We start from the raw sequence: 16003 nt of genomic DNA, 5'->3' as shown, positions 1-16003 counted from the left end.
CATTCCAAATGGAAACGGCGAGCGCAACGCTTGATAGTACGTTCTGGATCACAAGTGGCGTGATCATCTTCCTTCTGGTCCTGTCCGGATTTTTCTCTGGATCAGAAACCGCATTGACGGCGGCCTCGCGCGGCAAGCTGCGCGCACAGGCGGACAAGGGATCGGTGGGCGCAAAACGGGCGCTCAGGATCACCGAAGATAACGAGCGCCTGATCGGGTCGGTCTTGCTGGGCAATAACCTTGTGAACATACTGGCAGCATCGCTTGCCACGGTGATTTTTACCCGTGCCTTTGGTGAAAGCGGTGTTGCGTTGGCCACGCTGGTCATGACCCTGCTGGTCCTGATCTTCGCCGAGGTGTTGCCCAAGACCTATGCAATCACCAACTCTGAAGCCGCCGCCTCCATGGTATCCTGGCCCATTTCGATTGTGGTCAAGGTTTTTTCCCCCATCGTTGCGGTCGTGCGGCTTCTGGTGCGCGGTGTTCTGAGCCTCTTTGGTGTGAAAATCGATCCCGACAGCAACATTCTGGCCGTGCGCGAAGAAATCGCAGGGGCCTTGCATCTGGGGCACTCCGAGGGCGTCGTCGAAAAAGAAGATCGCGACAGGATCCTGGGCGCGCTTGATCTGAATGACCGCACCGTCGAAGAGATCATGTTGCACCGATCCGGCATTGAAATGATTGACGCCGATGACAGCCCCCAAAAGATCCTGGAACAATGCCTGACGTCGAACCACACCCGCCTGCCCGTCTTTAAAGACGATCAGGAAAACATCATTGGCGTGATTCACGCCAAAGACCTGCTGCGCGCGATGTATAAAACCATTGGCGGACCGGAAGGCGATGCGGGTCACCTGCGCGACTTCAACATCATCGACGTGGCGATGAAGCCCTATTTTGTGCCAGAGACCTCGACCCTTGACGAGCAGATGCGCCAGTTCCTGCGTCGCCACACGCATTTTGCGCTGGTGGTGGACGAATATGGGTCGCTGCAGGGTCTGATCACGCTCGAAGATATCCTTGAGGAAATCGTCGGCGAGATCACGGATGAATTTGATCAGGACGCTAATCAAACAGTGACCAGCGGCCCGGACGGGCAGTTTGTCGTGGATGGCGCAATGACAATCCGCGACCTCAACCGAGCCACCGATTGGAACCTGCCGGATGAAGAGGCAAATACGGTGGCCGGGCTGGTCATCCATGAGGCTCAGATGATCCCGACCTCTGGGCAGGTATTTTCCTTTCACGGATTTCGCTTTGAGGTCTGCGCGCGGGATGGCAACCGCATCACCGAATTGAAAATCAGGCCGTTGTGACCGCGCGACGACCGAGCAATTTTCGCCAGCGATAGGCAATTTCTAACCGTCAAAAAACGGCGAAACGAAAACGATGTCTATCGTCAGGCAAGCGTTGAGATCGTTCGAAACGCCTTTAAATTGCACAACGACTGCGAAGTTCCCTTTGTGAACATAACCCCCGATAGAAGTTTGTCGATTTCACCGTCTTAGGCACAAATTTGCTAGACAGGGTGCCAAACATCAGTGACGTTAACCACTGTTAATGTTTGTTAAATTGATGCCCGCTCTGTTTGTGCATTTTACGTGCGGGTCCTGATGAGGAGAAAATATGTATAAAGCAACGATATTGGCCGGCCTTTTTGCCGTGTCGACAACCGCCGCATCTGCGGCCGTTATTGATTTCGAAAATGAAACTACCGTTGGCTCAAGCGATGCCGTCACCGTGGCTATTGGTTCTACCACTTACATCAATGGCGGCATCACGTTTTCGTCTGGTGACGGGAACGCTTTGCAATTGGTTGGATCAGGCGGTGGACTCGACGGCTTTGTGCCGAGCGACTCGGTTACGCCCGCAGGCGCCTTCGGTAACGTTTTCCTGACCGGTGACTTCATCCAGAACAGCGCGATGAACCTGTCCTTTGGATTGGCAAGCGCGATCACATTTGACATTGCCGATATTGATGGCTCTGGCCAGAAAGCAGAACAATTCACGTTCAACTTTCTGAATGCGGGAACCGTGGTCGGAAGTGTTTTCCGACAGGCTGGCGTTGCACCAACAACGCCTGGCGATGGCACGATCACCACCATCAGCTATTCCGGCCTGTTTGACAGTGTTGAAATCACCAATCGCACGGTGGGGTCACCGACTGGCGCAAACCGGCCTAACATTGGCTGGGGCATCGACAATATTTCCCTGACACCAGAGAATGTTTCGCTCGCTCCAGTTCCGGTACCTGCAGCTGGTCTGATGCTGTTGAGTGCACTCGGCGGCATGGGTCTCATACGCCGTCGTAGGCGTTCAAGCTAAGCCAACAAACCAACATCTTTAAAGCCGCGCATTGGTTTTGCGCGGCTTTTTTCATGAGATGTGTAACTTGGACCACTTCGCGTTCTGATAATATCCCCCCGCCTGTCTACGCACGCAACCGAGCGCCCGAAGGATCGAAGGGCGGTTCATGCAGGATCTTGGCGCGGTGCGGCTGACCCAGCACCATGACTTCGACGCTGTCACCCGGCTGAGCGCCCGTTACATAGCCAAGAGCAAGGCTCATCCCGACCGAATAGCCATAGGTGCCGGAGGTGACGCGGCCAATCCCCTCGCCGTCTTTGAATATCGGCTCACCCCCCGTTGCATCCGCATTTGAGGCATCGGTCTGCGCCGCGTCCAACGCCAATAATACAAGATGCTCCCGCGCTTCCTTGGCCAGAGTCTCAGCAACCGCCTTCTTGTTCAAAAAGTCCTTATCCATCTTGCACAGGCGGTCCAGACCCACTTCCTGGGGCCAGTATTCCGGTGAATATTCCCGACCCCATGAGCCATATCCTTTTTCCACTCGCAAACTCATCAAGGCGCGCGATCCCACGGGACCCGCACCGACATCCTTGGCGGCATCCAGTAGCACCTCCAGCAAACGCGCCTGATCCCCCGCATCACAATGCAGTTCCCACCCCAAATCACCCGTAAACGAGACCCGTAACGCCAGAACGCTTACGCCGCCGATTTCAATCCATTTCGAGCGCATGAAAGGAAAATCATTCGTTGCAAGCGAGGCATTGGTCAGGCGTTGCAGCATGTCACGGGATTTGGGACCCGCGACATTGAAACCGCACATCGCGTCCGTTTTGCTTTCAAAAGCGGCGCCTTCAGGCAGCGGAACCGCCTTGAAGAACCGTTTGTGATACCGCTCTGCCATGCCTGATCCGATGATCCAGAACTCGTCCTCGCCGAGCCGTGTCACCGTGAAATCTCCTGCGATCCCGCCTCGTTTTCCAATCAGCGGGGTCAGGCACGAGCGCCCAATTGATTTAGGCATTGTATTGGCAAAGACACTGTTCAACCACGCCTCGGCGTCCGGCCCTTTGCAGCGGTATTTGGCAAAGTTCGAAATATCAATGATACCGGCATTTTCGCGCAACATCCGGCATTCGCGCCCCACCGGTTCCCACCAGTTCTGGCGCGTAAAGCCATCTGTGTCCTCGGTTCCCGGCTTATCCGCGTACCAAAGCGGATGTTCCCACCCGTAGTTCAACCCAAACACAGCGCCGAGGTCCTTTTGAATCTCATAGGCCGTGCGTTTGCGCATCGGGCGACCTGCGCTGCGTTCTTCGTTTGGGAAATGAATTTTGAACCGGTTGGCGTATTGGTCCCCGACCCGCGCCTTGGTGAAGGCTTTGTCCGCCCATTTTCCAAACCGCGCGACGTCCCAGGCAAACATGTCGTATCGCGTTTCGCCTGTGACGATCCAATCCGCAGCCAGAAGCCCCATGCCCCCCGATTGCGAAAATCCCGGAATGATCCCGTTGCAGCAAAAATAATTGGACAGTTCCGGGACCGACCCAAAAAGCACATTGCTGTCAGGCGACCAAATCATCGGCCCGTTGATCACCCGTTTGATCCCGGCCTCACCCACCGCAGGCACGCGGTCAATGGCGCGCATCATGTTGTCCTCAATCCGTTCGAGATCATCGGCAAAAAGCTCGTGACCAAACCCTTGCGGCGTGCCCTCCTCCGCCCAGAAACGCAGATCTTTTTCATAGGCGCCCACCAACAGTCCCTTGCCCTCCTGGCGCAGGTAGTATTCCCCGTCGCGATCCGCAACAGAAGGCAACCGACGATCCATCGCGGCAATCTCTGCGATCGTCTCAGTCACAAAATACTGATGCTCTGTGGGTTGCAGTGGCAGTTCAAACCCTGCCAGCGCGGCAACTTCGCGCCCCCAGAGGCCAGCCGCATTGATCACCCACTCACTTGCAATGTCACCCTTTGGCGTGCGCACGATCCATGTGCCATCCGGTTGCTGTTCGGTGCCGATGACGGGACAAAACCGAATGATCTCCGCCCCGTTTTGCCGCGCGCCGGCGGCATAGGCATTGGTCACACCGGAGGGGTCGACATTGCCGCCATCCGGCTCCCACATGATGCAGCGGATGCCCTCAAAATTCACCAGCGGATGAAGGCGCTCTGCTTCATCGCGGCTGACCTCGTGGAAGTTCATGCCGTATAACTTGGCCTTGGCCGCCTGCAAACGGAGCTGGTGTTCACGCTCTACGGTTTGTGCGAGATACAGCGACCCTGGTTGGAAAACACCACAGCTTTGGCCCGTTTCCGCCTCAAGCGCGTTATAGAGGTTCATCGTATAATGTTGGATGCGGCTGATATTGGTGCTGTCGTGCAGGCCGTGGATATTGGCGGCTGCGTGCCACGTGGACCCCGAGGTCAATTCATCCCGTTCCAGCAAAACAACATCGTTCCAGCCCAGTTTCGTCAGATGATACAGAATGGAGCAGCCGATAACGCCGCCTCCGATGACGACGGCCTGAGCATGGGTGCGCATGAAAACGGGGTCCTGTTTGAGTGTCCTGCCCTGCATATTGACCCAGACCGGAGAGGCCAGTTTGCGCGATGGCGACATTTTTCGTCGCAACTGCGCATTGCAGTGTTTCAGCGTTTTTGGTGCAGGTACGTCCGCTATATGGCTGTGACCCGTGCCAGCAGAAAGAAGTCTTCCCGGAAAGCAATGGCCCTTTTCAAATCTTCTGTGATGATTTCAAGACGTCATCAGTCTTTGCCTTCTGGAGACGTCAGAAGCAAAAACAGAAGTGTTTGGTCACCCTCACGCACTCTTACCGAGTGTTCGCTTTTCCAATTGCCTCGCCGCCAGCCTAGACCGGATCAAATCGCGCCGCGTTCTTCTTGCGCTCTGCGTGTTTCGATGCCCGGCTCGCCTTTTTGGCCGCACACCCTTTAATCTCGAGCATCGCAACTTTCTGTGCCTGATCAATGGCGAGCCCCAGCGATGTTGCCCCAATACGGCGCGCGCGGTCCGCCGAAAACTCCAGCATAGCGCTCAGAGCATATATCTCGTCTAAATACTTGGAATTTCCGTCTTGATCCAAAAGTTCCGTCCTAAAAGCCGACTATGTGAGTAAAAACAATAAAGAATGCGCTTTACCCAGATCAACCAATTGGTCACAAATAACCTATGCAAAATTTCGATCTATTGCGCATCGACGGGCATACACTGCGGGTCTTTGTATCCGTCTGTCAAACTGGCTCAGTCAGCCGGACAGCAGCGCTTTTTGAACTCAATCAGTCCACGATCAGTCACACCCTCGACAAAATGCGTGCCGCTTTGGGAGACCCGCTGTTTGTCAAAACCGGGCGCAATATCTCCCCCAATGAGAAATCCTTGACGCTGCTCCCGCGCGTTCAAAACATTCTTGCCGATATTGAGGGGCTGGTGACGACCGAGAATTACGATGTGGCTCTGGAAACAAAGCCTTTGGTCATTGCGATACCCACACCCGCCTTGCTGAATGAAATCAAAGGTTTGCGCGCCCAAATTTCACAACTTGCACCCCGTCTGACCCTGGATGTACGACGCCTGGCGCCCAGAAGTCGGCTCGCCGAGATGCTGAACCAAGACGAAGCGGAATTGGCGATCACGGTTGCCGGGTTGCAGTTTCCGAGCACGCTGAACCATTGTGTTTATGGCACCGAAGAGCTTGTGGTGTTTTATGATCCGACCAGTCGTGCGCCGATCCTGACGTTGGAAGACTATATGGAAGCCAGCCACGGAGTGGTGAATTTTGGCGGCGGGATGAAGAGTGAAATCGGGCAGTTTCTGGCAGACCGTGGTATGGAACGGCAGGTGTCGCTCTCTGCGCCGACGGCGTCAATGCTGGGGGATCTCATACACGGCACGGATTTGATTGCGACCATGCCACGGCGACTCGCCGATTTCAGTTACAGGCGGTTGGCGCATGTTCCGCTGCCGATTCCAGTCCCAAAAATCGTTTACGAACTGGTCTGGCACCGTCGCTACGAGCATTCCGGCCGCAATATGTGGTTGCGCAACCTGATTTTGGAAGCGCGGCGACCTGAAGACAAACACAATACCATGGCGCAGCCCTGCGCCTGAGATACCGGATTTTTTTGCTCACAGCGGCAAATGCCGACAGCCTTTGTGCGTCTCCGAACTTGTGCGCATCACGCCAGTCGAAAACATGTGATACATGCTCAGACAGTGTATCTAGACGTTGCACAATTGCAGGCCGCGCGCGACGATCAGGCTATTTCCATGTCCATAACCATGATGGCCTCAGGCGTTACGCCCGACGTACCGGTGCCTTGCCAAAGAACATGCGCATCCTGAAGGTGACTGCGCGTTGGGATCGCTTGAGGGAACAGCACCTCTTTGAACAATCACCACTCTCAAGGCGCTGTGAGGATGTCATACAGCCGATGACGAGAGTCTGATGCACAAAGCGGAACAGATTTTTACTTTCGTTTCTATGCCCGACGTATTGACGCGCCAGTAACTATCCAGCCGATCTGGGTGCAAGCCCGCTACACAGGACACGTTGCGCAACACCATCCGTCAGAGTGGCGAACAGTGCCTTGCGCGGCGCGTGGCTCAAGTCATTCCCGAACGCGGGAATTACCGGGATATCTCAAAACGAGCATAGGGAACTAAGCGTCCTGACCTGCCATGTCAGCACGCCATCGCCGCAATCGACAATCACCCATGTTCAATCCAAAAACTCAAATTAGGACATCTACGCAGTCCGGCGACTGTCACGTCATCCGTTTACGTCGACGACAACGCGACCCTTGACCTGGCCCTTGAGAATATCCTGGCCAAGCTGGGGCAGATCGCCCAGCGTCGCGGGGACGACCATCGCCTCAAGCTTATCCATCGGCAGGTCGGATGCGATGCGTTTCCACGCCCGAACACGATTGTCATAGGGCTGCATCACTGAATCGATGCCCAGCAGATTCACCCCGCGCAGCAGGAATGGAATCACGGTTGCAGGCAACCCGGCCCCCCCCGCCAAACCGACCGCCGCGACGGACGCCCCATACTTCATCTGTCCCAGAACGCGTGCCAGCATTGCGCCGCCCACGGCGTCCACACACCCGGCCCATGTTTCCGCTTCCAGCGGACGTTTGACCGTTTCATTGATTTCTTCGCGCGCGACAATCTGCGACGCGCCCAAACCCGTCAGGTAATCGGCGGTTTCCGGACGCCCGGTTACACCGGCGACTTCGTGCCCCAGTGAGGCCAGCAGCGCCACCGCCACCGACCCGACACCGCCAGCAGCGCCCGTGACCAGCACCGGACCATCGCCTGCCTTGAGACCGTGATCTTCAAGCGCCATGACCGACAGCATCGCCGTGAAACCTGCCGTCCCCACGGCCATGGCCGCGCGCGTATCCAACCCTTCCGGCAAGGGTACCAGCCAATCCGCCTTGACCCGCGCCTTTTGTGCATAGCCGCCCCAATGCGCCTCGCCCACACGCCAGCCGGTCAGCACCACCTTGTCGCCCGGCTTGTAGCGCGCATCATCAGATGCCTCGACAGTGCCTGCAAAATCAATGCCGGGCACATGCGGGTATTTGCGCACCAATCCACCGCCCGGCCCAACGCACAGCCCGTCTTTGTAATTCACGGTGGAATACTCCACGGCCACCGTGACATCACCCTCCGGCAATTGATCCAAAGACAGATCTTCCAGAGCGGCTGACGTTTTGCCGCTGTCTTCATCCTTGTTCACCACAAGTGCCTTGAACATTTCAGTCTCCATTCCGGGATTCTTCCCATTTGTTTTCGACAGGCCTAACAGCCGGTATCATGCCCAAAATCCGGGCTGCACGGTGGCCGTGCGCATGCCATCAGGCGTTTCAACTTCGAGTTTGGTGCCACTGTCCCAATGGGTCATCCGAACCATGCCGATTGCGACGTTTGTGCTGAAATCCGGGCTCCAGATCGCCGATGTGATCTGCCCGACACGGCGCGTTCCAGCAAACAGCGGCCAGACCCGATCACAGGGCGGCACCGCGTCACCGTCAATGGCGATGGCCTGCACCTGTTGCACCGGACCCTCCTTGGCCACGCGCAAAAGAGCGTCCCGACCGATACACCCAATCGCGGTCTGCGTGTCACAGAAACGACCCAACCCACATTCATGCGGCGTGTTGTCATCTGTCATGTCATTGCCATAGGACAGCAGACCGCCCTCAATCCGTTCGATCGCATTGGGGCACCCGGCACGGACATTGAGATCCTCGCCGGCGGCGAACAAGGCATGCCACAGCGGCATCGCCAGATCACCACCCTGTACGTAGATTTCAAAACCGCCCTGTTTGGAATATCCCGAGCGCGCAATTACCAGATCACGACCCTCAAACTGGAACAGACCAAAGCGAAAGAAGCGGACATCCCGGATCGATTCGCCAAAGACACGCGCCATCAACTCTTCGGCCTTGGGACCCTGCACCGCCAGGGGTGATACATCGGGCTCGTCCACCAGCACATCGAGGCGGTAGCCGTTGGCGATCCCCTTGACCCAAAACAGTAAATCACTGTCTGCGATGGATATCCACCACCGGTCCTCGGCCAGTTTCACCGCCACTGGATCGTTCAGCATGCCGCCGGTTTCATCCACGATGGGCACGTAAAAACACCGCCCCGGCAACATGCTGCGCAGATCACGCGGGGTCAGCATCTGCATCAGACGCGCGGCATCGGGTCCGCGCAATTCGACCTGACGCTCCACGGACACGTCCCAGATCTGCACATGGTTTTTCAGGTGATGGTAGTCCGCCTCAACGCTTTCGAACACCGTTGCCAAAAGCATGTGATTATACACCGTGTAGGCCTTGACGCCCGCCGCTTCGACACCAGCGGAAAAATGGGTCCTGCGCAGCCTGCGTGAGGGAGAAATTAGCGCCATTTCAGGCATCCTTTGGCATGAAAGCCAGATCACTCACCGGTGCTTTTTGATCTGCCGCCGTCAACATGGCATGGATCTGACCGCGGTGATGTGTCTGATGGTTGAAAAAATGAACGACGTTCATGGCAAAAGGAGACGTGATTTCTTTTTCCAGTGTCCCGGAATACCAAGTGAGATCACCTTTGAGGTCAAGCGCACGCAGAGAGTCCGCCCAAAACCTTATTTTGCCATCAACCCGAAAGCGGTCCGCCGACCACGATGTGATTGTCGGATGCAAATCCGGCGCGTCCTTGCCAGCAATGGTGGGCGCCGGCACAGATGGGTCAAACCGGCTCATCCATATCGTATCGCCCCATAGCAAATGGTTCGCAGTTCCCAGAATACTGTTGAAAAACGCGCCGCGATCCTTGATCAGTTCGTCATGCGGCATCGCTTCAAGAACAGGCATCAACTGATTGTTTTGCCACGTATTATAGCGCGCCATTGTCCGAACATAACCCGGATCAATCACGGTTTGGGGCCTTTCCAATCAATCGGGCAGATCTCTGCCGACTTGCCGCCGAAATCCCAGATACGACCGTAATCGCGCACTCGGCTTTTGAGGCCCGTCGCCGCGATGATATCCGGGCCCATCCAGTATTTGGAATTGCTGACCATGACGGGGTGTGCAGGGTCCTTGCCCGCAACCATTTCGATCTCACCCTGTATTTTGCGTCCGATCATGATGGAGCGCCGGTTGCCCTCGCGCACGATCTCAACCGGCGCGCGCTCGGCCCCGATGATTTCGCTCACCAGCATGGTGAACAAACCCGTCGTCCCGCCCGCAGCACCGCTGAAGATTTGCAAAATCCCGTTGTAGGCTTTGCCGGTTGCGCGTTCGTCCACATAAGCCGCGACTTTCCAGTTGCCCTCGCCCATACGGCCGGGAATATCCACCAGCAGACCGATGTTCAGCCCCGCCAGGTCTTCACCTTCATAGTGGCCCTCATCAATGGCAATCGCCATCCACGCATGGCAATGGCCCTCTGTGGGGGGGTGCGCGCCAAGGCTGACCACGCAGGGGCAAAACACCGTGCAGGAACAATTGAGAAACAACTCGCCCTTGATGGCCCATTCTGTCGGCGTGGACTGGCGGCGTTTCGGATTGGGCATGCGCTGATCAATCCGTTGGCTGATCGGCAGCTTGTCCGCATCTTCGCGTCTGTTCGTTGCCATGGTTTATCCTCCCATAAACAAGGGCCAGCCCATGACCGCGACGCCCGCGATACACAGGGCAAACCCCATTGGTTTTGTAACGTAATGCCCGATTTGTGGTAGTTTTTCGAGCACCATAAACAGCGTTGCCAGCCCCATCCACGCGAGGCTCATCACTCCGCCGACAAAGCCCAGAGACATAAAGCCCCAGCAGCAGCCCACACAAAATGCGCCGAGGCCCAGACCCATGCGTAGCCCGCCGCCAAAACCGGTGCGCCAGTGGCCCAGAAAATACATTGCCGGTGCGTGACAGACCCCGTGGCAGATTTCCTTGGCGCGGGTGAATTGGAACAACCCGACGATCAGCAGTAACCCGCCTGAAAACCACGGCGATTTCGCAATGCCCAGCATGTCCACCACGCCGCCAAACAGCAGCGCCAGTTGCACTCCCGTGATCAGGGCCGCGAAACCCACCCAGACAAGGAAATATCCCAGCAAGACGCCAACCCAGCCCGCGCGTGACCCATTGGCGCTGTGCATGAGATCCTCATAGGCGCGCAGGGTCGGCACCAGCGTCGGAAACATCATTGCCGCCATCATGATCGCCCACATCCAAAAGAGCGGTCCGAAATTGGCCATTGGCATATACATTGGCATGCGTGGATCCATCGCCGCCATGCGCGCGCCCATCTCACCGGGGCGGCCCAGCACATCGAGATCCATGTCCATGCTCATGGCAAACATCACCCACCACGCGGCCAATATTGCCGCGAAAAAGCCCAGCCAGAGAGTGGATCGCAGGGTGACGTGCAAGAGATGAGTCCTTTTTCTTGCCAATCAAATGCCAGACAATTAGAAAACGATCAAACATTAAATGTAAGACATATGAAAATTGACCCTGACAGCCCCGCCGACCTTTCCGCGCAGATTGCAGGTGCCATTCGCGATGCGATTGTTGCCGGCACATTGATTGTGGACGAACGCCTGCCGTCCGAGGCGGAACTGGCAGAGCAGTTTGAAGTGTCCCGTCCCACCGTGCGCGAGGCTTTGAAACGGCTGGCCGCACAATCGCTGATCCGCACGCAACGCGGCGCGACGGGCGGCGCCTTTGTCAACAGGCTGAGTTACGAGGCCGCCTACCCCCAGCAGATCACAACCTCCACGTTGTTACTCAGCATGAACGCGGTCAGTTTTGGCACCGCCTGCGAAGCGCGTTACGCGCTCGAAAGGGCCTGTGCGCCACTGTCAGCGGAGCGTCGCACGGCGGACCATCTGGCCACAATGCGTGCCGAAATTCACCGGCAAAACCAGCCCGGACTGACAGATGAGGCCTTCTGTGCGTCGGACGTCGCCTTCCACCGCGCGCTTGTAGATGGCACCGGTAATCTGGTGCTCAGTTATCAGCTCGCCGGCGCGGTCGAAGCAATGCAGCCCCTGATGAACATGATCACCTTTACCGCGCGTGATCGTGCGCGGATCATCGGGTTGCACAAGGATATCGCCGATGCGCTGGAGGCACAAAACGGCGCAGAAACCAGCGATGCTTTGACGGCGCTGGAGGCTGAAACCCAGGCACTGGCGCAAAGCGTCTTTGCCGCACGCGCGGACAAAAATGCACGGTGACGGCCTGCGCCCGCTGGTCCGGCTTCGGACCGCCTCCTCTGAGCCGGTTTCGTTGAACACGCGCGCTTGATCGACGAGCCGATCGTCCGGTCACTTCCGGCGCGTCGCATAGGTAATGGCGAGGATAGCACCAAAGCAGGACGCGCAAGCGGCCGTGTTTCGTCGGTACTTGTTGGCGGACCCTCTTCTCTCAAGGTCATCTTTTGCGGCTAAATCAGCGCTGCCTCGATCTGAATGTTCCGTACGCATTTGATCACTTTCCACGGCCACATGGGTCGCCCACCGCTGTGCCAAAACTGCCGATCAATACGCAGATGTCGGCTATTTTTTTGGGTATCAAATTATAACGCCGGTCGCGCGAAGAGCTGCCTCCCGCAGCATTCGATCATCGCGAAGAACAGACCCCATGAGCGGATTCTCCTGCCCCCCACATCCGGGAAACACTTAGGCATTTCAACGACAGCGAGCTTCCGCGCCTTCTATTTGAGCCGGCAGTCGCTTGGTGTTCACGCAGATATTGCCAGCGCATGGAACTGGCTCCAGCCGGATCAAATCAGATGCCAAGAGACAATATTCGGTAGCTTCGCGGAAGGGGCTCTGACGCGAATTGATACCGCCCACGGCCCTCTTTCCACCGTAAGTAAGTCAAATTGTGAGACTACACCGCCTTTTGGATCACCATAATCGCCCCACCCAAATTCACATCCTCCGCCGATCCCGCGCGGCCATGGACAGCGGCGCTCAATGGACAGCGGCGCTCAATGGATGAACCTTGTCCCGCCTTGGGTTCGGGAACGGCAAGCGCGGTCATCAACTCTTGTAAAATCGCCCGGATCGACACGGACCATCGCATCACCATCAACGCACGCGTCACAGGGCCAATTCGGCAAGCAATCGTGAGAACGGCGAAGACATCACCGAAAAAAGCAGCGCGCAGGTTCAATCAGACTCCGGAACGGCCAGCTCATGACACCGGACCCGTATCGGGCTGGCGCGCCGCAACTTGCTTTAAAAAACTCGGTCGCAAAAACGCCTCGCGCCCCCTGTCCATCGTCGAAGGTGGTCGACATGCACTGATCCACCGGGAAAGAAACCGAGTTTACTTGCATGTCAGCGGTGCCAACCTCAAGCGACGACCCACCCCAGCTATTTGCGGTCCCCAAATTCCACTGGTGCAAATCCGTGATATTGGCAGATGGGCGCGAGAACCTGCAGAAGACCGATTTGCCTTGCGTATCTGCGGTCAGGCGGGCGATCTGGTTTTGAACTTCCTCAACCCTCAAGCAGGCTCGTCATATGTGTCAAACACCAGGCCCTTGTCCGTGAATTGAACTGCGCCACGCGGGTTGCATCCAGGCTGCTCTGCGTCCCGGTTCAACAGATGAGCCGCGTGAAGTCAGTCAGATCCGGACCTTTGCCCACCCGCATGTCCTCAGCAAAACGGGTGAACAACGCGACACCAACGTTACACCCGACGACTGGATCATTGATGTGTTTGGCGCAGTGCCAAAAAGATCCCGCGCGTCATCCGGCAACATCACAGCCTGTTGTGTGACCGAGTGGGTCGCAGGAAATTGCATCCTTGGGTGCAGGACAACAAGGCAGATATAGGCGCCCCCATCTGCTTACAGATTAATGCCGAACAGAGCAGCGAACATCTCCCTGCGTGCTCCGTTCGAGGCTTTTGAAAAAACTGCCGCCGCGCTCTGAAGGCGTGATGATTGCTGCATGTGTAGATGAGATGTCATGGCGCGAATGATCGAAGGTGTAGCGGGTCAGCAGAGGGATTGCGACCGCAGTATTTGCAGGGGTATGGCGCGACAGACCGGGCCCGCTGCAGTCTTGGCGGTGAACGGTTGGGTTTCGGATTAAACCTGCCGCCACAGATCCACCCCGGATGCCTCTGAGGAGGTGCGCAGCTGTCTCCATGGGCAGGTGAACCAACCCCAGATGTCGCATCGGCTGGCACGGACATGTGGTCGCAATCCGGGACGGATTTGGCTGATATTCCCATTGAAACCCGACATCGAAACCATCGCAGAACGCGCGAGGTGTTTGAGCGATGAATAATTGTTTTCGAAGATCACTGGCGCTGAAAAAGATCAAGCAATCCGCAAGGCTTGCGCGCGGTGCGATGCTTGCTTGCCACGATACGGATCCGTTCGATGGAAACCTTGTCGGCATTTATGCGGCCCGGGTGAAGGCGGCGGATGCCACGGCAAAGACATGCGCGAGGCAAGCTGCGCCAAAAAGGAGTGGGATCCATAGGGCTATTGAATGTTACCCGGGCAATCCGGATCGCGCTGATGAAGCGTTCGACCCGACCAGATTAGAGCAGGAGGAACCGCGGATGCCGCGCGCCCTGCCCAAACTGGAACGTCTGCGGGTAATAGCTCAATCGACAAGCGTGCGGATGAAACGGGCAAAATAGATGTCTCGCCGAGAAACCCGGGCGCGGTGCACGGAAACGAAGCTCGGCATTGCGCGCGTCTTCAGCAGCAATTTGCAAACAGTGGCTGAAGCCGAGAACCGCCTGATCGGCATGCGCACCGTCACCCCGCGCGGCCATGATCGGGACGCCCATAGATGACGCCGTCCTCTCGGCAGATTGATCTGCGAACGTTTGCGACGCAAAGCTCGCTCCCCGTCTTGCCATGACCCTTGGTCGGATAGAGGCCATGGCTGAGAAGTAAAGCGGCAAGCGCCCGGAAATCCCGACCCGAGATGAGGTAGGAAATGCGGTCTCTTTGCCCAAACATCCGGCCCCTTGGGTTAATGCGCGGGCCAGTCGGCCTGGCGACCATTGCCTGTACCATGCAAGCCGGTGCCCGCATCTGCCCAGATGGACAGCAGTTGGTCTTTAGGCTCAACCGCGAACAAGACGGACAATCGATCCGGACATATGGGCCAGATAAAGGTGGCGAATTTGTTCCCAGAGACAATTGCACCCATCATAAAGCGCGTCGCATCCGCAGATGGCCAACGCAGGATGCCCATAGCAAATGAAAACAGCGCTTGGACGAAGCCCTTGCCCGCGCGCGGCGCGCACCATGCCGAACGAGCGCTTTCGGCCCATGATCAAATTCTGAACAGGGCCCAACCTTGCTTCACAGTCGGGCAGATCGAAAACATCACAACTGACAAAGCTGTGCGCGCCCGCGTCCACTATCCAGGTGAGCAATATCAGAGTACCCTGCCAATCGCTGCTGCAGCAGGCCCGAGAGGCAGGCTCTGGTCTAAAAATCGTAAAAACGCGCCTGCGCTTTCGTCTCAAGGGCACCCGCTCAAACCAAAAACTCGCAAACGAGCCTCCCCACATAGGGGCGGTGAACCATTGCTTCACATATTCCGCCGCACGCATCATTATATCGCCCACCGGCACAGAGGCGGTGCACAGTCTGTGTACAGGGTGTGTACGCCGGGTGCATGATGCCGCGCCGTTGCCCCGTTGGGATTAACCCATGATTCGCGTCCAAACTGGCAACCGTGGTCCCCAGCGATGCAAACGCCGCCTCTTGCGCCCCTGCAAAAGACTGCTACCTCTTGCGCATGATCGACGTCTTTAACACAATCGCGTGCCTTCTAACCGTTGGCTTTGGCCTTTTCGGGTTTCTGGCCCCGCGCTATACCGCGTCGGCTCTGGATCTGGCGCCAACCGTGTCAACTATGGGTCTCAGTGAAATGCGCGCCTCCGTCGGCGGGCTTTTCGTTGTTGCAGGTTTGGCCGCGCTCTGGATGCAAACGCCCATCGCTTTTGCAATGATCGGCTTTGCCTTTGCCGGGGCAGCCACCGGACGTGTCGCCTCACTGATTTTTGACAAACCGCCCCTGCGCAAAGTCCTGATTTTTGGTGGGATCGAAGCAGCCTTGGCGCTGTGGTTCCTTGCTGCCAACCTGTAAAGACCGGAACCTTTAAAATTGAGCGCGATAAT

Annotated in this window: 16 protein-coding genes; 5 read left to right on the top strand and 11 right to left on the bottom strand. The window is 56.9% G+C overall.

Annotated elements, in window-relative coordinates:
* Positions 1 to 8: 8 nt before the first annotated feature.
* Together R8G34_00495 and R8G34_00490 are read left to right on the top strand one after the other, a co-directional pair.
* Positions 9 to 1316: an HlyC/CorC family transporter gene (locus R8G34_00495; GenBank protein MDW3221360.1), complete on the top strand. Its 1308-nt coding sequence runs from the start codon at positions 9 to 11 to the stop codon at positions 1314 to 1316.
* 310 nt (positions 1317 to 1626) lie between these two features.
* Positions 1627 to 2325, top strand: a complete 699-nt coding sequence (locus R8G34_00490; protein MDW3221359.1) for a VPLPA-CTERM sorting domain-containing protein — start codon at positions 1627 to 1629, stop codon at positions 2323 to 2325.
* A gap of 106 nt (positions 2326 to 2431) precedes the next feature.
* Here the strand turns inward: R8G34_00490 and R8G34_00485 are convergent, their stop codons facing one another.
* Together R8G34_00485 and R8G34_00480 are read right to left on the bottom strand one after the other, a co-directional pair.
* A complete protein-coding gene (locus R8G34_00485; protein ID MDW3221358.1) occupies positions 2432 to 4852 on the bottom strand; it encodes an FAD-dependent oxidoreductase in 2421 nt (806 codons plus the stop codon).
* A gap of 328 nt (positions 4853 to 5180) precedes the next feature.
* Positions 5181 to 5414: a hypothetical protein gene (locus R8G34_00480; protein ID MDW3221357.1), complete on the bottom strand. Its 234-nt coding sequence runs from the start codon at positions 5412 to 5414 to the stop codon at positions 5181 to 5183.
* A gap of 86 nt (positions 5415 to 5500) precedes the next feature.
* Here R8G34_00480 and R8G34_00475 point away from each other — a divergent pair, with 86 nt between their 5' ends.
* The gene (locus R8G34_00475; protein MDW3221356.1) at positions 5501 to 6439 is read left to right on the top strand and encodes a LysR family transcriptional regulator; all 939 of its coding nucleotides are present in this window, start codon (positions 5501 to 5503) and stop codon (positions 6437 to 6439) included.
* A gap of 146 nt (positions 6440 to 6585) precedes the next feature.
* Here the strand turns inward: R8G34_00475 and R8G34_00470 are convergent, their stop codons facing one another.
* The 6 genes from R8G34_00470 to R8G34_00445 form a co-directional block, all read right to left on the bottom strand.
* On the bottom strand, positions 6586 to 6711 hold the full coding sequence (locus R8G34_00470; GenBank protein ID MDW3221355.1) for a hypothetical protein: 126 nt from the start codon (positions 6709 to 6711) through the stop codon (positions 6586 to 6588).
* A 389-nt stretch (positions 6712 to 7100) separates the two neighbouring features.
* Positions 7101 to 8093 carry an acryloyl-CoA reductase gene (gene acuI / locus R8G34_00465; GenBank protein MDW3221354.1) on the bottom strand — a complete coding sequence of 331 codons (993 nt, stop codon included), beginning with the start codon at positions 8091 to 8093 and terminating at the stop codon, positions 7101 to 7103.
* 57 nt (positions 8094 to 8150) lie between these two features.
* Complete coding sequence (locus R8G34_00460; protein ID MDW3221353.1) at positions 8151 to 9254, bottom strand: dimethylsulfoniopropionate demethylase; 1104 nt, start codon at positions 9252 to 9254, stop codon at positions 8151 to 8153.
* A 1-nt stretch (position 9255) separates the two neighbouring features.
* Positions 9256 to 9738, bottom strand: a complete 483-nt coding sequence (locus tag R8G34_00455; protein MDW3221352.1) for a DinB family protein — start codon at positions 9736 to 9738, stop codon at positions 9256 to 9258.
* A 23-nt stretch (positions 9739 to 9761) separates the two neighbouring features.
* Positions 9762 to 10469 (bottom strand): DUF1326 domain-containing protein, encoded by a 708-nt coding sequence (locus R8G34_00450; protein ID MDW3221351.1) that lies wholly within the window; start codon positions 10467 to 10469, stop codon positions 9762 to 9764.
* Positions 10470 to 10472: 3 nt separating this feature from the next.
* Positions 10473 to 11261 carry a DUF2182 domain-containing protein gene (locus R8G34_00445; protein ID MDW3221350.1) on the bottom strand — a complete coding sequence of 263 codons (789 nt, stop codon included), beginning with the start codon at positions 11259 to 11261 and terminating at the stop codon, positions 10473 to 10475.
* A 72-nt stretch (positions 11262 to 11333) separates the two neighbouring features.
* Between R8G34_00445 and R8G34_00440 the strand changes: the two genes are divergently transcribed.
* Positions 11334 to 12071, top strand: coding sequence for a GntR family transcriptional regulator (locus R8G34_00440; protein MDW3221349.1), 738 nt, complete (start codon positions 11334 to 11336; stop codon positions 12069 to 12071).
* A gap of 658 nt (positions 12072 to 12729) precedes the next feature.
* Here R8G34_00440 and R8G34_00435 read toward each other — a convergent pair.
* From R8G34_00435 to R8G34_00425, 3 genes are all read right to left on the bottom strand, one after another.
* Entirely contained in the window at positions 12730 to 13014 is a 285-nt protein-coding gene (locus R8G34_00435) for a hypothetical protein (protein MDW3221348.1), read from the bottom strand.
* A gap of 1386 nt (positions 13015 to 14400) precedes the next feature.
* The gene (locus R8G34_00430) at positions 14401 to 14655 is read right to left on the bottom strand and encodes a hypothetical protein (GenBank protein ID MDW3221347.1); all 255 of its coding nucleotides are present in this window, start codon (positions 14653 to 14655) and stop codon (positions 14401 to 14403) included.
* Between the two features lie 188 nt (positions 14656 to 14843).
* Entirely contained in the window at positions 14844 to 15068 is a 225-nt protein-coding gene (locus R8G34_00425) for a hypothetical protein (GenBank protein ID MDW3221346.1), read from the bottom strand.
* 552 nt (positions 15069 to 15620) lie between these two features.
* Between R8G34_00425 and R8G34_00420 the strand changes: the two genes are divergently transcribed.
* Positions 15621 to 15971, top strand: a complete 351-nt coding sequence (locus R8G34_00420; GenBank protein ID MDW3221345.1) for a DUF4345 family protein — start codon at positions 15621 to 15623, stop codon at positions 15969 to 15971.
* Positions 15972 to 16003 lie beyond the last annotated feature (32 nt).

This window comes from Paracoccaceae bacterium, assembly GCA_033344815.1.
GTDB lineage: Bacteria > Pseudomonadota > Alphaproteobacteria > Rhodobacterales > Rhodobacteraceae > Roseobacter.
Note: the sequence above shows the minus strand (reverse complement) of the source record. Positions and strands in the feature narration are given on the sequence as shown.

What these genes read in the sequence shown, in the direction of transcription:
- R8G34_00495 (MDW3221360.1), top strand. Translation starts at nt 9, where the DNA reads ATGGAAACGGCGAGCGCAACGCTTGATAGTACGTTCTGGATCACAAGT.
- R8G34_00490 (MDW3221359.1), top strand. Translation starts at nt 1,627, where the DNA reads ATGTATAAAGCAACGATATTGGCCGGCCTTTTTGCCGTGTCGACAACC.
- R8G34_00485 (MDW3221358.1), bottom strand. Translation starts at nt 4,852, where the DNA reads ATGCGCACCCATGCTCAGGCCGTCGTCATCGGAGGCGGCGTTATCGGC.
- R8G34_00475 (MDW3221356.1), top strand. Translation starts at nt 5,501, where the DNA reads ATGCAAAATTTCGATCTATTGCGCATCGACGGGCATACACTGCGGGTC.
- acuI (MDW3221354.1), bottom strand. Translation starts at nt 8,093, where the DNA reads ATGTTCAAGGCACTTGTGGTGAACAAGGATGAAGACAGCGGCAAAACG.
- R8G34_00460 (MDW3221353.1), bottom strand. Translation starts at nt 9,254, where the DNA reads ATGGCGCTAATTTCTCCCTCACGCAGGCTGCGCAGGACCCATTTTTCC.
- R8G34_00455 (MDW3221352.1), bottom strand. Translation starts at nt 9,738, where the DNA reads ATGGCGCGCTATAATACGTGGCAAAACAATCAGTTGATGCCTGTTCTT.
- R8G34_00450 (MDW3221351.1), bottom strand. Translation starts at nt 10,469, where the DNA reads ATGGCAACGAACAGACGCGAAGATGCGGACAAGCTGCCGATCAGCCAA.
- R8G34_00440 (MDW3221349.1), top strand. Translation starts at nt 11,334, where the DNA reads ATGAAAATTGACCCTGACAGCCCCGCCGACCTTTCCGCGCAGATTGCA.
- R8G34_00430 (MDW3221347.1), bottom strand. Translation starts at nt 14,655, where the DNA reads ATGGGCGTCCCGATCATGGCCGCGCGGGGTGACGGTGCGCATGCCGAT.
- R8G34_00425 (MDW3221346.1), bottom strand. Translation starts at nt 15,068, where the DNA reads ATGGGCATCCTGCGTTGGCCATCTGCGGATGCGACGCGCTTTATGATG.
- R8G34_00420 (MDW3221345.1), top strand. Translation starts at nt 15,621, where the DNA reads ATGATCGACGTCTTTAACACAATCGCGTGCCTTCTAACCGTTGGCTTT.